11 protein-coding genes, 22 tRNA genes and 2 rRNA genes are annotated in these 16,356 nt (G+C 33.8%); 34 read left to right on the top strand and 1 reads right to left on the bottom strand.

Annotated elements, in window-relative coordinates:
- The first annotated feature begins 25 nt into the window (after positions 1-25).
- From ACZ41D_RS10300 to ACZ41D_RS10185, 24 genes are all read left to right on the top strand, one after another.
- Positions 26-2,966: ribosomal RNA gene (locus ACZ41D_RS10300) — 23S ribosomal RNA — on the top strand.
- 43 nt (positions 2,967-3,009) lie between these two features.
- Positions 3,010-3,126 (top strand): 5S ribosomal RNA (rrf, locus tag ACZ41D_RS10295).
- A gap of 5 nt (positions 3,127-3,131) precedes the next feature.
- Positions 3,132-3,206, top strand: a tRNA-Asn gene (locus tag ACZ41D_RS10290).
- Between the two features lie 7 nt (positions 3,207-3,213).
- A tRNA-Leu gene (locus ACZ41D_RS10285) sits at positions 3,214-3,303 on the top strand.
- A gap of 33 nt (positions 3,304-3,336) precedes the next feature.
- A tRNA-Met gene (locus tag ACZ41D_RS10280) sits at positions 3,337-3,413 on the top strand.
- Between the two features lie 10 nt (positions 3,414-3,423).
- A tRNA-Met gene (locus tag ACZ41D_RS10275) sits at positions 3,424-3,500 on the top strand.
- Positions 3,501-3,509: 9 nt separating this feature from the next.
- Positions 3,510-3,584 (top strand) — tRNA-Glu (locus ACZ41D_RS10270).
- A gap of 3 nt (positions 3,585-3,587) precedes the next feature.
- Positions 3,588-3,663: transfer RNA gene (locus ACZ41D_RS10265), tRNA-Val, on the top strand.
- Positions 3,664-3,681: 18 nt separating this feature from the next.
- A tRNA-Asp gene (locus tag ACZ41D_RS10260) sits at positions 3,682-3,758 on the top strand.
- Between the two features lies 1 nt (position 3,759).
- Positions 3,760-3,835 (top strand) — tRNA-Thr (locus tag ACZ41D_RS10255).
- A gap of 8 nt (positions 3,836-3,843) precedes the next feature.
- Positions 3,844-3,929 (top strand) — tRNA-Tyr (locus ACZ41D_RS10250).
- A 10-nt stretch (positions 3,930-3,939) separates the two neighbouring features.
- Positions 3,940-4,013 (top strand) — tRNA-Gly (locus tag ACZ41D_RS10245).
- A gap of 27 nt (positions 4,014-4,040) precedes the next feature.
- Positions 4,041-4,117: transfer RNA gene (locus ACZ41D_RS10240), tRNA-Arg, on the top strand.
- Positions 4,118-4,122: 5 nt separating this feature from the next.
- A tRNA-Gln gene (locus ACZ41D_RS10235) sits at positions 4,123-4,199 on the top strand.
- A gap of 4 nt (positions 4,200-4,203) precedes the next feature.
- A tRNA-Lys gene (locus tag ACZ41D_RS10230) sits at positions 4,204-4,279 on the top strand.
- A gap of 2 nt (positions 4,280-4,281) precedes the next feature.
- A tRNA-Ser gene (locus ACZ41D_RS10225) sits at positions 4,282-4,370 on the top strand.
- A 5-nt stretch (positions 4,371-4,375) separates the two neighbouring features.
- A tRNA-Ser gene (locus tag ACZ41D_RS10220) sits at positions 4,376-4,466 on the top strand.
- 19 nt (positions 4,467-4,485) lie between these two features.
- A tRNA-Ile gene (locus ACZ41D_RS10215) sits at positions 4,486-4,562 on the top strand.
- 10 nt (positions 4,563-4,572) lie between these two features.
- Positions 4,573-4,648 (top strand) — tRNA-Trp (locus tag ACZ41D_RS10210).
- A gap of 34 nt (positions 4,649-4,682) precedes the next feature.
- A tRNA-Val gene (locus ACZ41D_RS10205) sits at positions 4,683-4,758 on the top strand.
- A 34-nt stretch (positions 4,759-4,792) separates the two neighbouring features.
- Positions 4,793-4,869, top strand: a tRNA-Pro gene (locus ACZ41D_RS10200).
- A gap of 11 nt (positions 4,870-4,880) precedes the next feature.
- A tRNA-Ile gene (locus ACZ41D_RS10195) sits at positions 4,881-4,957 on the top strand.
- Positions 4,958-4,970: 13 nt separating this feature from the next.
- Positions 4,971-5,047, top strand: a tRNA-Ile gene (locus ACZ41D_RS10190).
- Between the two features lie 5 nt (positions 5,048-5,052).
- Positions 5,053-5,128: transfer RNA gene (locus tag ACZ41D_RS10185), tRNA-Phe, on the top strand.
- A gap of 128 nt (positions 5,129-5,256) precedes the next feature.
- Here the strand turns inward: ACZ41D_RS10185 and ACZ41D_RS10180 are convergent.
- Positions 5,257-6,267, bottom strand: a complete 1,011-nt coding sequence (locus tag ACZ41D_RS10180) for a ribonuclease H-like domain-containing protein (RefSeq protein WP_464151329.1) — start codon at positions 6,265-6,267, stop codon at positions 5,257-5,259.
- A 308-nt stretch (positions 6,268-6,575) separates the two neighbouring features.
- Between ACZ41D_RS10180 and ACZ41D_RS10175 the strand changes: the two genes are divergently transcribed.
- The 10 genes from ACZ41D_RS10175 to ACZ41D_RS10130 all read left to right on the top strand — a co-directional run bounded on the left by ACZ41D_RS10175 (position 6,576) and on the right by ACZ41D_RS10130 (position 16,307).
- On the top strand, positions 6,576-7,127 hold the full coding sequence (locus tag ACZ41D_RS10175; RefSeq protein ID WP_464151328.1) for a hypothetical protein: 552 nt from the start codon (positions 6,576-6,578) through the stop codon (positions 7,125-7,127).
- 59 nt (positions 7,128-7,186) lie between these two features.
- Positions 7,187-8,740 (top strand): S-layer homology domain-containing protein, encoded by a 1,554-nt coding sequence (locus ACZ41D_RS10170; RefSeq protein WP_464151327.1) that lies wholly within the window; start codon positions 7,187-7,189, stop codon positions 8,738-8,740.
- Positions 8,741-8,759: 19 nt separating this feature from the next.
- The gene (locus tag ACZ41D_RS10165; protein ID WP_464151326.1) at positions 8,760-9,158 is read left to right on the top strand and encodes an NUDIX domain-containing protein; all 399 of its coding nucleotides are present in this window, start codon (positions 8,760-8,762) and stop codon (positions 9,156-9,158) included.
- Positions 9,159-9,212: 54 nt separating this feature from the next.
- Positions 9,213-10,577 (top strand): hypothetical protein, encoded by a 1,365-nt coding sequence (locus tag ACZ41D_RS10160; RefSeq protein WP_464151325.1) that lies wholly within the window; start codon positions 9,213-9,215, stop codon positions 10,575-10,577.
- A 126-nt stretch (positions 10,578-10,703) separates the two neighbouring features.
- Positions 10,704-11,708 carry an acyl-CoA dehydratase activase-related protein gene (locus ACZ41D_RS10155; RefSeq protein ID WP_464151324.1) on the top strand — a complete coding sequence of 335 codons (1,005 nt, stop codon included), beginning with the start codon at positions 10,704-10,706 and terminating at the stop codon, positions 11,706-11,708.
- Positions 11,680-12,819: a CoA protein activase gene (locus tag ACZ41D_RS10150; RefSeq protein WP_464151323.1), complete on the top strand. Its 1,140-nt coding sequence runs from the start codon at positions 11,680-11,682 to the stop codon at positions 12,817-12,819. Before ACZ41D_RS10155 ends, ACZ41D_RS10150 begins: the two co-directional genes overlap by 29 nt.
- Positions 12,794-13,774: an acyl-CoA dehydratase activase gene (locus ACZ41D_RS10145; RefSeq protein ID WP_464151322.1), complete on the top strand. Its 981-nt coding sequence runs from the start codon at positions 12,794-12,796 to the stop codon at positions 13,772-13,774. Before ACZ41D_RS10150 ends, ACZ41D_RS10145 begins: the two co-directional genes overlap by 26 nt.
- A gap of 399 nt (positions 13,775-14,173) precedes the next feature.
- Complete coding sequence (locus ACZ41D_RS10140) at positions 14,174-14,635, top strand: nucleoside recognition domain-containing protein (protein WP_464151321.1); 462 nt, start codon at positions 14,174-14,176, stop codon at positions 14,633-14,635.
- A gap of 93 nt (positions 14,636-14,728) precedes the next feature.
- Entirely contained in the window at positions 14,729-15,193 is a 465-nt protein-coding gene (locus tag ACZ41D_RS10135; protein ID WP_464151320.1) for a nucleoside recognition domain-containing protein, read from the top strand.
- Between the two features lie 70 nt (positions 15,194-15,263).
- A complete protein-coding gene (locus tag ACZ41D_RS10130) occupies positions 15,264-16,307 on the top strand; it encodes an HD-GYP domain-containing protein (RefSeq protein ID WP_464151319.1) in 1,044 nt (347 codons plus the stop codon).
- The last annotated feature ends 49 nt before the right edge of the window (positions 16,308-16,356 follow it).

Here is a 16,356-nt window from a genome sequence, read left to right as displayed (position 1 = left end):
AGAGTAACTAAGTACTACAATTTCTGGTCAAGTTATTAAGAGCATAGGGTGGATGCCTTGGCACCAGGAGCCGATGAAGGACGGGATAAGCACCGATATGCCTCGGGTAGCCGCAAGTAGGCTTTGATCCGGGGATTTCCGAATGGGGAAACCCACCTAGAGTAAACTCTAGGTATCAACTACTGAATACATAGGTAGTTGAGGGGACACCGGGGGAACTGAAACATCTAAGTACCCCGAGGAAGAGAAAGAAAAATCGATTCCCTAAGTAGCGGCGAGCGAACGGGGAAGAGCCCAAACCAGTAGAGGTTTCCTTTACTGGGGTTGTGGATGCAGCATAAAAGAAGGATTATCGTAGCTGAAGAGTTCTGGAAAGTACCACCATAGAAGGTGAAAGTCCTGTAAGTTAAACGATATGAATTCTAGCTGTATTCCAGAGTACCACGGGACACGTGAAACCCTGTGGGAAGCTGGGGGGACCACCCCCCAAGGCTAAATACTACCTGGTGACCGATAGCGAAGTAGTACCGTGAGGGAAAGGTGAAAAGAACCCCGGGAGGGGAGTGAAATAGAACCTGAAACCCTATGTTTACAAGCAGTGGAAGTACTTTTTATGTACGACCGCGTACTTTTTGTAGAACGGGCCAGCGAGTTACGATATGCAGCAAGGTTAAGTTGCTATGCAATGGAGCCGTAGGGAAACCGAGTCTTAATAGGGCGTTTTAGTTGCATGTCGTAGACCCGAAACCGGGTGACCTACCCATGGGCAGAGTGAAGCGGAAGTAAAATTTCGTGGAGGCTCGAACCGTTTAGCGTTTAAAAGCTATCGGATGACCTGTGGGTAGCGGTGAAATTCCAATCGAACCCGGATATAGCTGGTTCTCCTCGAAATAGCTTTAGGGCTAGCCTCAAGTAATAGTGACGTGGAGGTAGAGCACTGAATGGTCTAGGGGCGTTCATACGCTACCAAAACCTATCAAACTCCGAATGCCACAGTCATGTTTCTTGGGAGTCAGACTACGTGAGATAAGTTTCGTAGTCAAAAGGGAAACAGCCCAGATCACCAGCTAAGGTCCCTAAGTACAGGTTAAGTGGAAAAGGATGTAAGACTACACAGACAACCAGGATGTTGGCTTAGAAGCAGCCATTCATTTAAAGAGTGCGTAATAGCTCACTGGTCGAGTGGTCTTGCGCCGAAAATTTCCGGGGCTCAAACCTGTCACCGAAGCTGTGGGATACGTATGTATCGGTAGAGGAGCATTCTGTATGGACTGAAGCTATACCGTAAGGAATGGTGGACTATACAGAAGAGAGAATGCTGGCATGAGTAGCGAAAGGTAGGTGAGAATCCTACCCATCGAAAGCCTAAGGTTTCCTGAGGAAGGCTCGTCCTCTCAGGGTTAGTCGGGACCTAAGCCGAGGCCGAATGGCGTAGGCGATGGACAACAGGTTGAGATTCCTGTACTACCTGTAAGCGTTTGAGAAATGGGGTGACACAGGAGGATAGGTTATGCACACCGTTGGTTGAGTGTGTCTAAGCCAGTAGGGAGCTTCTATAGGCAAATCCGTAGAAGTAATCCTAAGAGGTGATGGGGAGCGAAAAATAAGTAGCGAACTAACTGATTCCACACTGTCGAGAAAAGCCTCTATCGAGCGAGCAGGTACCCGTACCGCAAACCGACACAGGTAGGCGAGGAGAGAATCCTAAGATGAGCGGAAGAACCCTTGTTAAGGAACTCGGCAAAATGACCCCGTAACTTCGGGATAAGGGGTGCTAAAAGAGGTTAATACACTAGCTGTATGAAGCCTTATTTAGCCGCAGTGAAGAGGCCCAAGCGACTGTTTACCAAAAACATAGGTCTCTGCTAAGTCGAAAGACGATGTATAGGGGCTGACACCTGCCCGGTGCTGGAAGGTTAAGGGGAACGCTTAGCGAAAGCGAAGGTGTGAACTTAAGCCCCAGTAAACGGCGGCCGTAACTATAACGGTCCTAAGGTAGCGAAATTCCTTGTCGGGTAAGTTCCGACCCGCACGAAAGGTGTAACGATTTGGGCACTGTCTCAACAAGGGATCCGGTGAAATTGTAGTACTCGTGAAGATGCGAGTTACCCGCGACAGGACGGAAAGACCCCGTGGAGCTTTACTGCAGGCTGACATTGGATTTTGGTATCGTATGTACAGGATAGGTGGGAGACTTAGAAGCCGGGGCGCCAGCTTCGGTGGAGTCGACCTTGGGATACCACTCTTATGATGCCGAAATTCTAACCAGAGACCGTGAAACCGGTCTTGGGACACTGTCAGTTGGGCAGTTTGACTGGGGCGGTCGCCTCCTAAAGAGTAACGGAGGCGCTCAAAGGTTCCCTCAGCACGGTCGGAAATCGTGCGTAGAGTGTAAAGGCAGAAGGGAGCTTGACTGCGAGAGATACATCTCGAGCAGGAACGAAAGTTGGACTTAGTGATCCGGTGGCACCGAGTGGAAGGGCCATCGCTCAACGGATAAAAGCTACCCCGGGGATAACAGGCTTATCTCCCCCAAGAGTCCACATCGACGGGGAGGTTTGGCACCTCGATGTCGGCTCGTCTCATCCTGGGGCTGGAGTAGGTCCCAAGGGTTGGGCTGTTCGCCCATTAAAGAGGCACGCGAGCTGGGTTCAGAACGTCGTGAGACAGTTCGGTCCCTATCCGTCGTGGGCGTAGGAAATTTGAGAGGAGCTGTCCCTAGTACGAGAGGACCGGGATGGACAGACCACTGGTGTATCAGTTGTTCCGCCAGGAGCATGGCTGAGTAGCTAAGTCTGGAAAGGATAAGCGCTGAAGGCATCTAAGCGCGAAGCCACCCTCAAGATAAGATTTCCCATCTTTTTAAAGAGTAAGACCCCAGGTAGACTACCTGGTTGATAGGTCACAGGTGTAAGGATAGTGATATCTTTAGCTTAGTGATACTAATAGGTCGAGGACTTGACCAGGAAAATTCACTGTGCAGTTTTGAAGGCGCAAGCCTTAAAAATATCCGGTGACGATAGCGAGAGGGTCACACCTGTTCCCATACCGAACACAGAAGTTAAGCCTCTCAGCGCTGATGGTACTTGGACGGAGACGTCCTGGGAGAGTAGGTCGTTGCCGGATGACATTCCTGGGTAGCTCAATGGTGGAGCAACCGGCTGTTAACCGGTAGGTTGTGGGTTCGAGTCCCACCCCAGGAGCCAATAAAGTGCCGGGGTGGCGGAACTGGCAGACGCACAGGACTTAAAATCCTGCGATCCCTAAAAGATCGTACCGGTTCGATTCCGGTCCCCGGCACCAATAAAATAAGTATTATATTAATTAAATGTACATCGCGGGGTGGAGCAGTCTGGTAGCTCGTCGGGCTCATAACCCGGAGGTCGCTGGTTCAAATCCAGTCCCCGCAACCATACGAAATATGGCGGCGTAGCTCAGTTGGCTAGAGCATGCGGTTCATACCCGCAGTGTCAGCGGTTCAAATCCGTTCGCCGCTACCAAAAAAACATGGCCCTATGGTCAAGCGGTTAAGACATCGCCCTTTCACGGCGGTAACCCGGGTTCGATTCCCGGTAGGGTCACCATATGGGCGCATAGCTCAGCTGGGAGAGCACCTGCCTTACAAGCAGGGGGTCATAGGTTCGAGCCCTGTTGCGCCCACCATAAAAAAGAATATGATGCGGCCTGGTAGTTCAGATGGTTAGAATGCCAGCCTGTCACGCTGGAGGTCGAGAGTTCGAGTCTCTTCCAGGTCGCCATGCTGGTGTAGCTCAATTGGTAGAGCAACTGACTTGTAATCAGTAGGTTGGGGGTTCAAGTCCTCTCACCAGCTCCATTATTTGAGGAGGGGTTCCCGAGTTGGCCAAAGGGGACGGACTGTAAATCCGTTGGCACAGCCTTCACTGGTTCGAATCCAGTCCCCTCCACCATTTAAAATATGCGGGTGTAGCTCAGTGGTAGAGCCCCAGCCTTCCAAGCTGGTTGCGAGGGTTCGATTCCCTTCACCCGCTCCAAAGTAAAAATTTAAACTAAAGTAATATGCACCTATAGCTCAGTTGGATAGAGCAACGGACTTCTAATCCGTGTGCCGGGGGTTCGAATCCTCCTAGGTGCGCCATATGTTGGGGTGTAGCCAAGTCGGTAAGGCACTAGACTTTGACTCTAGCATTTCGTAGGTTCGAGTCCTGCCACCCCAGCCAATTTGACCCATTAGCTCAGTAGGCAGAGCACCTGACTTTTAATCAGGGTGTCCGGCGTTCGAATCGCCGATGGGTCACCATTGGAGAGGTACCGAAGTGGTCATAACGGGGCGGTCTTGAAAACCGTTAGGGTGCAAGCCCACGTGGGTTCGAATCCCACCCTCTCCGCCAGATATGGAGAAGTACTCAAGTGGCTGAAGAGGCTCCCCTGCTAAGGGAGTAGGTCCTTCACGGGGCGCGAGGGTTCAAATCCCTCCTTCTCCGCCATTGGATGTTGATTATATAGGGGCCTTTAGCTCAGTTGGTTAGAGCGTCCGGCTCATAACCGGCAGGTCCGGGGTTCGAGTCCCTGAAGGCCCACCATTACACCATTAGGGGTGTAGTTCAGTTGGTAGAACGTCGGTCTCCAAAACCGAATGTCGTGGGTTCAAGTCCTGCCACCCCTGCCACTAAATGTTACTTTAATAATATGGGCAATAATATGGGCGCATAGCTCAGCTGGGAGAGCACCTGCCTTACAAGCAGGGGGTCATAGGTTCGAGCCCTGTTGCGCCCACCATAAAAAATTTAATAATTAACATTGCTTTATTTATCGGGGTGTAGCGCAGTTTGGTAGCGCACGTGGTTTGGGACCATGGGGCCGGGGGTTCGAGTCCCTCCACCCCGACCATATAAAGGAATGGGCTTGTAGCTCAGGTGGTTAGAGCGCACGCCTGATAAGCGTGAGGTCGGTGGTTCGAGTCCACCCAGGCCCACCACAAATTAAAATAAGGGCCTTTAGCTCAGTTGGTTAGAGCGTCCGGCTCATAACCGGCAGGTCCGGGGTTCGAGTCCCTGAAGGCCCACCATATATGCCCAGATAGCTCAGTCGGTAGAGCAGGGGACTGAAAATCCCCGTGTCGGTGGTTCGATTCCGCCTCTGGGCACCATTTAAAACCCTATGATTAATTTCATAGGGTTTTTTATTATGAATCAATTTTAATTGTAAATTATTTAAATATTTTCCTAATATTTAATTTTAAATAGTTTTAAATTAAATATTAAAATATAAAAAATTTCATATGTATTTCATAGATTGCTTAAGTATTGCTTTTATAATATTTTTTAAGTTTTCTGAAGCTATAATATCACCATATTGTATTAATAATATGCCTTTAGGCAGCTTATATTTTGTAGTATCAACTATATGTTTAGTGAATGGATAATCATATTGACTAATATAATAACATTCTTTTCCATCTGACAACTTACTTTTTCTTATTTCAAAATCAATAGTTAAATTACCATCTATAGGTAACCAAATAAAGGAATAATTTTCAGAAAAATAGATTTGTTTTTTTAAATTTAATTTATCAGTGTTGCATTTAACACTGAAATAATTTTGATTGTTTAATACATTTTGTATGTTTATGTTTAGCAATTGTGTTTGAGATTTAGTACTAATATTGACATTAAAGCTTATTTTATTTTCGATATAATCAAATATTTTTAATAAAAATTGAAGATTATAGACATCATCATAATTATGTTTTAATATTAGTTTTTTAAGATTATAATCATTATTTTTTTCATAATTTTTATATAGGGTTATAACATCCTTACCTGAAATTGTGTCAGTTCTATTGATTTTGAGAAACTTTTCAATTGTTTTTAATTTAAGGTTATCTACATTAAGAAATTGTTTGTAATTTTTTAGTATATTTAAAATATCAATGCTTTGTACCTTACTAATATTAAAATTTAAGCCAAATTTGCTGCATCTATCATTTATGAACGGAATATCAAAATTATTTCCATTATATGAAATAAAATAATCAATTTTATTTGCAACTTTTATGAAATTACGTAGGAGATCCAATTCTTCCTTTGAAGACTCTGCAAAAAATTGATTGATACAAATATTATCGTTATGTACAATTAATAAACCAATTAATATAATATTATTATACATATGGTTAAAACCAGTTGTTTCAATATCGATAAAGCAGAAGCTTTTATGGTTAAGTTTATCTACTAAATGTTGTGGTATATACACTTTTTCTTTTTGATTAAATTTAATTATTTCCATAAAAATACCTCCAGCAATATTAATATATCATATATTTTGATTATTAGGATACATTACTATAGACTATTTATTAGATTTTATATTTTATAATTATAAAGTTTTTTAAAACAAATTTCTAATTTGCTAGGTTGAATGAGAATATGTTAGAATTGAAGTATAAACCTGTTTGCCTATAACATAAATTAGAAATTGCGTTCATAATATAAATGTGAGATAAAATACTTTTTAATATTTTCACATTATTTATATGGTTGTTGAAGGCATGATATAATGAGTAGAAATGAATAAATTATACAGAGGGTGATATTATGAACGTAGTTGAATTGTTAGAATATAAGCTTACTTTAGCAGAAAAGATTTGTAATGATAAATTTCAAAATGATGTAATGCTTATATTTAATAATTTTAGTCAAAAATCTACAAAGTTAATAACTCAAATGATTATAAATGATATTAGAAAACATAGTTATATAGGAATTATACTTGATAGTAAATTACTTAGAACATACTGTACTATGTATCTCGGCTTAGCGTGGAGTATGTATAGGCAAGGGAAAAATATTCAAATAAAAAATAAATTAATAGATGAAGATAATATTAATGAAAAAAAACAAGAAAATAAAATAAAAAATTTTCTTGTTGAAAATAACTATTGTAGTGAATTAAAGGAAATTTCAATTAGATATTTTAATTTATATATTTCTAGACATTTAAAAGATATAATTAGTCGTATGGAAATTACTAATCATCCTAATGTAAATAGTGAAGAAGATCTAAAAAAAATAATGATCGATGATTTATATTATTTTGCTTATAGAACAGTAATAATTGGAATTTACGATGAGTATAATAAAAGTTAAAATTACTATAAATTATTTTGTTTATGTAATTAAAAAAATAAATATAAGGGGTATCAAATATGGAGAAAAAAAAATACATGATTTCTGTACTATTAGTTTTGATGTTATTAACTTTATCTAATTTTTCATTTGCAGGGACTTATTTTCTTGATGTATTTGGACATTGGGCTGAAGAAGACATTATGTGGGGAACAAATGAGGTTAAATTATTTAAAGGGTATGAAGATGGTACATTTAAACCTGATAATTATATAACAAGAAGTGAGTTTATATCAATTTTATACAGAACTGCTATTAAGAGTAATGTTATGGATAGTACATTGTCTGAGGAGTCAAAAATAAATGATGATTTTCAATTAGATACCTTAAGGACAAGTTCTTCAGATGGCTATGGAAAAATAGAAGAGGACATAAAAGAAGAAATTACAGAAAAAGTAACAGAAGCTAATACTGGTTTGTTATATCAAGATTTAGACATGAATTTTTGGGCATACAATGATATTTTAGCTATAAAAAATTATATTGATCGAAAGAATGAGCAAATAAATTTTGAAGATATTTTTCCTGGTAATAAATTTTATCCTAATAAATATATTACTAGAGAAGAAGCAGCTCTATTGACATATTTTTATACTACTCCACCAATTGTATGCAAAAATAAACAATTTAGTGACCTTGATAATGGATATAAATATTATGATATAATTAGAAATTTGGTAGATAATGGAATAATTACTGGATATGAGGATAATACTTTTAGGCCTGAAAAAAATATTACTAGAGGAGAATCAGCTACCATAATAAGGAGAATATATATGAATATGAAGTACTTCCGAGACGACTATCTTAACGATATATATTTAATTAGTAACGAATATATTGACAGTACTCCTTTATTTGGCGACTATGAAAATATAGAATTAACTAATGACGACTTTCTGTATAAAAAAGCAATTTCAAGTTTAGAATATTTAGATTTAGTAGGTAGAATTCCATATGAAGAAATGCATTTATATGATTTAAATCCTTTAGATACTTTAAATAGTTTAAAAGAAAATAATTACTGGAATAGGTTAGGAATAGATTATTATATATTCAAATATGGAAAGTTAGAACGTGAAGAAAAGTTAGATATATATAGAGAGATATTAGAACAATATTTGAAAAGAGATGATATAAAAGATTACGAGTCTTTGCTAATATTTAATGAAGGATTAGCTTTAAATGATGACCTTATAAATATGTTGCCTGCTGTTGAAAAATGGAAAGAAAATTGTGTTGACCGGGAATCAAAATATAATGCTGTTTTTATTATGACTAAGATATTAGTTAATTCAAATAGAGGAGAAGAAGCTCTTATGTTGTATACAGATGATATTTTGGAAGAATCGATAGATATTAAATTTTACTATATTATCAACAAGGCATACGTGCTGATAAATTTAGATAAGTTTGATGAAGCTAAAGATGAATTGCAAGAAGGATGGAATACTTTAAAGATGGACAATAATTATTTTAAATATAAAGAAAAGTATGAAGATGTATTAATTGGAAGTATAAAAAAAATAATGATGACTAATCCAAATATGGAGAGCTGTTCTGATTCACAATAATACTAAGGAGAAGATATTCATGTTTAGAATAATTATTAAAGCTCTTATCTTTAAAGGTGATAAATTATTGCTCATAAAAAGAAATAAGAAGTCTGATTTTGCAGGTGGGTGTTGGGATATACCAGGAGGAAAGATGGAGTACAAAGAAACTCCTGAAGATGCTTTAAAAAGGGAAGTATACGAAGAAACTGGATTAAATATAAATATTGAAAATATAATCAGTATAAGTTCAGGTATTAATGAAAAAAAGAAAAAACAATATATTTCCATAGTTTATTTATGTAAGTATAATTCAGGAGATATATTATTAAGTGATGAACATACAGATTATATTTGGTTAAATATAAATGAAGCTGAAAGTTATGAAAAAATATATTATATAGAAGATGCTTTGAACAATATTAAAAATAAAATTTAAGAATATTTTTGGTATATTATAGAGAAATAGATTCAAAATTGAGGGGAGATAAACATGTTAAAGGGAAAAACAATAGAAAGTGAATATACAGAGCAAGATATGTGCAGGAACAATTTATCTGATGATTATAATAAGTTTTTCAATGAACAAATAAGAGATCTAGCAACTATAAGCTACTATAAAATTGCTGAAGAAATAGTAAAATACTATGAGTATTCAAATGATGAAATTATTAATAAAAGTGGGTCCGAAAAAGAAAAACTTGTAAAATTAAAAAATAATATTTTATTACAAATTTTAAAGGCAACAGAAAGTGAGTTGCCTTTTAACAATGATATAGAAGAATTAAAGGAACTAAGAAGGGAAATAGTAACAAATATTAAATCTTTAAATTCATATATGAATGAGATTTTGTATTATAATGAAATATTAAATTATTTAATTATTAGAGAAAATATTAAAAATAATGTTTTACAAAATGAAGAAATAAATGTTCAAATATTTATTCAAGAGATATATAGATTTATAATTGTAGACACTAATAGCATATTCTTTAAAATTAGATCATTAATAAGAGTTTTGCCATTGAAGATTGCTAAAGCTAAATATTATGATATTTTAAAAAAATCTCTTATCAAGGAATTGCAAGGAAGTAGTTGTGAAACAATTGACTTTAAAATAATTAAATATAAACAATTGTTTAATGGAACAATGACTCATGAGTATGGTGTTAAATACGATAAATATTTTCGAGAAACACAAAAATATAAAAATATTGATTTAAAAAAACTAAGTTTGAATGAATTAAAAGAAAATGAAATATTAACTGCCAGGACTTTTCTTGAAATGAATAAGTTAGCTAGAACTATAGCTAACTGGGGACTATTAGTTAATAATTTAATTTGTGTAAATATGCTTAATGATAAAGAAAAGAAATTGATAGTTGATAATAATAGATCATTGCATAATAAATTAAAAAGATATTTAAATACAAAAGACAAAAAATTAGGAAACAATATTAAGGATATTTGTGACATGAATGTTCATAAGCTTGAAGATAATATAAATGTTAGAGATAATACTAATCTAATTAAGCTTCAAGAGATGTTATTATATCAAAATGATTTAAGCCTTGAAACTGAAGAGGTAGTTATAACACAAAATAAACGTGCAGATTTCAATTATTTAGATCAGTCTATTGATAATCTTATTCAATATATTGATAGAAATATAAGAAGTATGGATGTGTTGCAACGAAAAATAAGAATGAGAAGGCTGTTATCTGCTATACCTGAAGTATTTGATAGTATTGAAGATTTTATGATTTATGTTTCTGACATATTAAATTTCACATCTTCTAAAGAAGAGTTATTAATGATTGTCAATGATATAAAATATGTTATGGACAATTTTAAATAGTTGTCAGAGGTTGTTTATTATAGAAAATCCTGAGGTTTTATCCTTGGGATTTTTTTATTTTTTGCTTTGTAAAGTATATAAAATAATGTGTATGTCTATAATAAATAGATAGATTGGAGGGATATAATGACAAAAAAAGTTGGAATTCCGCGAGGACTATTTTTTTATGATTATTATCCTATAATTATCAATTTTTTTAGAGAATTAGGAGTAGAAGTAGTATTATCATCAAAAAGTAATAAAAATATACTTAATCAAGGGGTTGCTAATTGTGTTGATGAAGCGTGCTTACCTGTAAAGGTTTATCATGGACATGTAGTTGATTTAATAGGAAAAGTAGACTATATATTTATACCTAAAATAATGAGCACAAGAAAAAAAGAGTACAATTGCCCCAAAGTCCTTGGTTTGCCGGAGATGGTTAAGAACTCAATACACGATTTACCACCTATTATTAGTCCTACAATTAATCTTAGGAAATCAAAAAGAAATTACATTAATTCAATTATTGAAGTAGGAAGATATTTTACACAGAATACTTCCATGATTAAAGAAGCATATGAAAATGCCTTTGAAAAATATACAGAAATTAAAAGGTATATTTATAAAACTAAGACTATACCTATCAATATTATCAACAACTATGATAGTTATAATTTTGATAAAATATTAAATTTCAATAAAAATGAGTTAACATTATTAGTTTGCGGTCATCCATATAATATATTTGATGAATATATAAACATGAACATAATAAACAAATTAAAGAAACAGGGAATAAATACTTTAACAACTGAAATGGTAGAATCGAAATATATTGATAAATACATAAATGAATTACCTAAAAAAATGTTTTGGAGCTCTGGTAGGAATATAGTTGGAGCGTCATTTTATTTAATTGAAAATAAAATGATTGATGGGTTGATATATATTTCTTCTTTTGGATGTGGACTTGATTCTATATTAATTGAATTAGTTCAAAGAAAAGCTAGGAAAAGACAAATTCCATTTACATTATTTACACTTGATGAACAAACTGGTGAAGCAGGAATAAATACTAGACTAGAAGCATTTATAGACATGATGAAATGGAGGAATAATAATGAAAATAACATTTCCACACATGGGTAATGTTTATATTGCAGGAAAATCAATAGTTGAAGATTTGGGGCAAGAAGTTGTACTGCCACCTAAATGCAGTAAGAGAACATTAGAACTGGGGACAAAGTATTCTCCTGAAACAATATGTCTTCCTCTAAAAATTAATATTGGAAATTATATTGAAAGTATTGAAAATGGAGCAGATACAATATTGATTACAGGAAGTTGCGGACCATGTAGATTTGGATTTTATCCAACTATCGAACAAGAAATTTTAAGAGATCTTGGATATGATGCAAATATCGTTGTATTTGATGTATTTGAAGGTAATCCTATAAAACATATAAAGAATATAGGAAAATCTTTTAATATACAGCCGGGAGAGTTTAAAGGTGGTATTATGTATAATACAGCAAAGATTATTAAGGCTATTAGTAATGGTAAAAAAGTTTTATATAAATCAGACAAACTTACCCACTATGCAAATATTAAGAGAGCTCATGCTATTCACAGTTATTTAGTGGATAAAGTTATGTTAGACTATTACAATGAATTAGAAGAAGTAAGAGGTTCTCAAGAAATTTTAAAATTGATAGATAAAACTTTTGAGAGATTAAATAAGATTCAAGAAAAAAAACAAAATAGTTATTTAAGGGTAGGTATAGTAGGAGAAATATACACATTGATTGAACCTTTTGTAAATTTAGAGATAACCACTAAATTAGCAAATATGGGAGTTGAACCTTATATGGCTTTGACTCCAACAAAATGGGTAAAACATCACCTAGGTCTAGGACTTATAGGTATTAGTGAGGAAAGAAAAAAGTGGAAAGCTGCTAAACCATATCTTAGCACTTTGGTTGGTGGTCATGGGCGAGAAACCATAGGCAGTACAGTTATATATTCAAAGATGGGATTTGACGGAATCATTCAAGTTTATCCTTTAAATTGTATGCCTGAAATTGTTGCAGAAAGTATAATGCCTACTATTTCAAAAGATTATGATATACCTATTTTAACATTAATAGTAGATGAAATGACTGGTGAAGCAGGATACTTGACTAGAATCGAGGCGTTTATCGATCTATTAAAGAAGAGAAAGGAGCGATTTAAGAGTGGACCAGTTTTACTTAGGAGTTGATGTGGGTTCTGTTAGTACAAATATAGTTTTAATGACTGATGATAATGAAATTGTCACAAAAAAATATCTTAGGACTCAAGGGAAACCTATTAAGATTTTACAACAAGGACTAAGAGAAATAAAAAATGATTTTCCTAAAATTAGGATAAAAGGGGTTGGTACTACTGGTAGTGGAAGGTATCTTGCTAGTATTATACTAGGTTCTGATATTGTAAAAAATGAAATTACTTCTCATGCTATTGCTGCATTGCATTATTTCCCAAATGCAAGAACAGTTTTTGAAATTGGAGGACAGGATTCCAAGATTATTATATTAAGAGATGGAATAGTTACAGATTTTGCTATGAATACAGTATGTGCAGCAGGTACTGGTTCTTTTCTTGATAGGCAGGCAGGAAGATTAGGAATAGATATAAGTGATTTTGGAAAGCTTGCATTAAAATCTAAAAATCCAGTGAGAATTGCAGGTAGATGTGCTGTTTTTGCAGAATCAGATATGATACATAAGCAGCAACTTGGACATAATCAAGAGGATATAATAAGGGGATTATGTGAAGCATTAGTAAGAAATTATCTTAACAACGTAGGAAAAGGCAAAGAAATAGAACCTCCTATAGTTTTCCAAGGAGGAGTAGCAGCAAACGAAGGTATAAAAAAAGCATTTGAGCAAACATTAAATACTGAAATATATATACCAAAACATTATGATGTAATGGGTGCTATAGGTGCAGCTATACAAGCTAAGGCAAAGGTTAAAAATAATATAGAAACTGTTTTTAAAGGATTAGAAATAGCTGACACAAATTACCAAGTAAAAGGTTTTGAATGTAATGGGTGTGCTAACATGTGTGAAGTCGTAGAAATATATGCTAATCACAAGGTTATAGCTAGATATGGAGATAGATGTGGCAAGTGGACTAATTCATTAAAATCTAGTAATCAAGAACTTGCGTGAGAGGTATGATAAAAAAGATTTAGCTTTATAAGCTAAGTCTTTTTTTGTGGATTAATATATAAGTTGTGATTTTATATATTATTTTTTAGGAAACTAAACTACAATATTATAGAAATTATCAAATTATTTTATTAGTTATCACAATATGGTAAAATTAAAAAATTTATAACTTCTAAAATTTTTGACATGAGGTAATCATATAATTTTACTTTATGTAAATGATAAGGGAAATTCTTTTAAAAGGTTTTCCTTTATTTTTATTAGATATATATTGTGCTATAATTAATAATTGTAGAACAAAATATTTTAAAAGAGGTAGTAAATTGCATGAATATCTAAGATATTTTTTATGAAATTTTTTCCTATAAATAAGTATAGAGACAATAGGGGGCAATATATTTGGATAAATGTTTAAAGAAAGATATACCTATGAAAAAAAAGTGGAATTATAAGAATACTCTAATTAATGGTTTGAAAAATGGGTTGAGTACTTTATGGGTTTTGACTAAAATTATAGTTCCTGTTTATTTTTTTGTCACATTTTTAAAGTATACTCCTATATTAGGAAAAATATCAGATTTATTTGAACCCTTAATGAAGTTAGTAGGTTTACCAGGGGAAGCAGCGATTGCACTGGTATTAGGTAATTTTGTAAATTTGGCAGCTGCAATTGGAGCAATAGCTTCTTTATCTTTAAATGCTAAACAAATAACTATAATTGCAGTTATGCTTTCTTTTTCTCATAGTTTATTTTTGGAAACTGTAGTTGCAAAAAAGACAGGTGTAAGTGTCGCACTGATTATAACTACAAGAGTTACTTTATCTATCTTATCAGGAATTTTATTAAATATTTTACTATAGAAAAAATATAATTTTCTAAAACCAGGAACTTGCATAATTATTACAAGGTCAAAATTTTTTAAGTATTAAAATAATGATAAATTGGAGGATAAAATGGATTATATTCAATATTTTAAGGAATCATTTTTAGGAAGTGCTGATTCGGTACTATCTCTTGCAAAAATAATAATACCTTTAATGATTGTAATGGAAGTTTTGAAAGACTTAAATATACTAGATAAGTTAACTAAAATATTTGCACCTATGACTAAACTTTTAGGGCTTTCGAGTAAAGCTACATTTCCGTTAATTGTTGGCCTTTTCTTAGGATTATCCTATGGAGCAGGTATAATAATTAAAAGTGCTAAAGATTATAAGCTATCAAAAAAGGATTTATACTTAATAATTATATTTTTAATATTATGTCATGCTGTAATAGAAGATACATTGATATTTTCTGCAATAGGAGCAAATGGGTGGATGCTTTTAGCAATTAGACTTGCAATAGCAATGATTTTAACAGCTTTTTCTGCGAAATGTATCGATAAAATTGTTAGAAAAAACAAGAATTTTATGTAAAAAAAGAGGAAAATTAATATATTTGTAGAATTAATTAAATAATACCATCACTATTAATGGAGGTGATAGATTGCCACTCATTGCTATAAATGAAGCTTTACCTGGAATGATAGTTAAAAAACCTATAGAAAGTCCATTTTCAGGTGCTATATTATTAAATGCTGGAACTATTTTAAATAATAATAATATTTTTAGAATCAAAGATTTAGGTATTAAATACATAGAAGTTGTAGAAGCAAAAAATTCAAATAATGACTATATTATAATAGACAATAACAAATATTTAGCAACAAGGAACGAATTAGTCAAAGAGACAAAAAAAATTTTTAATCAAGTAAGGATAGGAAAAAAAGTTATTATAACTGAAGTAAGCGATACTGTAAATGATTTAATATTAGAAATAACGAAAAGTAATAATATATTAGGAAAGTTAAGACAAATTAAGGATGACGACGACTATACTTATAGGCATTCGATAAACGTTTGTATGCTGAGTACTATGATTGGTAAGTGGCTTAATTATTCAGCTGCAGACTTAAAGCAATTATCTTATGCAGGCTTATTCCACGATATAGGCAAGTATAAAATTCCTGATAATATTATAAAAAAACCAGCTAAGCTAACACCAGAGGAATATAATAAAGTAAAAAAACATACAATATTTGGATATCGTATTTTAAATGAAACTGTAGGATTAAGTAAAACGGTTTCACTTGGTGCTTTACAGCATCACGAAAGAGAAGATGGGAGTGGATATCCATTTGGAATTAAGTCTGAAAAAATCCATGAATTTGCTAAAATTATAGCTGTATGCGATGTTTTTGATGCTATGACATCAGATAGAATATATAAAAGAAAGATTTCTTCTTTTTCTGTTGCTGAATATATAGCTGATAATAGTTTTGGTGCATTAGACCCTAAAATATCAAGGTTGTTTTTGGATAATATTTCGAAGTTTTATGTAGGAAATATAGTTAAACTTAACACTGGGGAAATTGGAAGAGTAATTTATGTTCACAAGGAGATGCCAACAAGACCTGTAGTTAAAGTTGATGAAAAATATGTTGATTTGTATAAAGATAGTTCTATTAAGATAACTGAGGTTATAAATTAAAAAGCCTAAGCTGTTTTATATAGCTTAAGCTTTTTTCAATATATCTATT

The sequence above is a fragment of the Brassicibacter thermophilus genome, from assembly GCF_055378355.1.
This window is presented reverse-complemented; position numbering and strand designations above follow the sequence as displayed.

Coding starts and splice junctions, on each gene's coding strand:
- ACZ41D_RS10180 (WP_464151329.1), bottom strand. CDS start 6,267: ATGGAAATAATTAAATTTAATCAAAAAGAAAAAGTGTATATACCACAA.
- ACZ41D_RS10175 (WP_464151328.1), top strand. CDS start 6,576: ATGAACGTAGTTGAATTGTTAGAATATAAGCTTACTTTAGCAGAAAAG.
- ACZ41D_RS10170 (WP_464151327.1), top strand. CDS start 7,187: ATGGAGAAAAAAAAATACATGATTTCTGTACTATTAGTTTTGATGTTA.
- ACZ41D_RS10165 (WP_464151326.1), top strand. CDS start 8,760: ATGTTTAGAATAATTATTAAAGCTCTTATCTTTAAAGGTGATAAATTA.
- ACZ41D_RS10160 (WP_464151325.1), top strand. CDS start 9,213: ATGTTAAAGGGAAAAACAATAGAAAGTGAATATACAGAGCAAGATATG.
- ACZ41D_RS10155 (WP_464151324.1), top strand. CDS start 10,704: ATGACAAAAAAAGTTGGAATTCCGCGAGGACTATTTTTTTATGATTAT.
- ACZ41D_RS10150 (WP_464151323.1), top strand. CDS start 11,680: ATGAAAATAACATTTCCACACATGGGTAATGTTTATATTGCAGGAAAA.
- ACZ41D_RS10135 (WP_464151320.1), top strand. CDS start 14,729: ATGGATTATATTCAATATTTTAAGGAATCATTTTTAGGAAGTGCTGAT.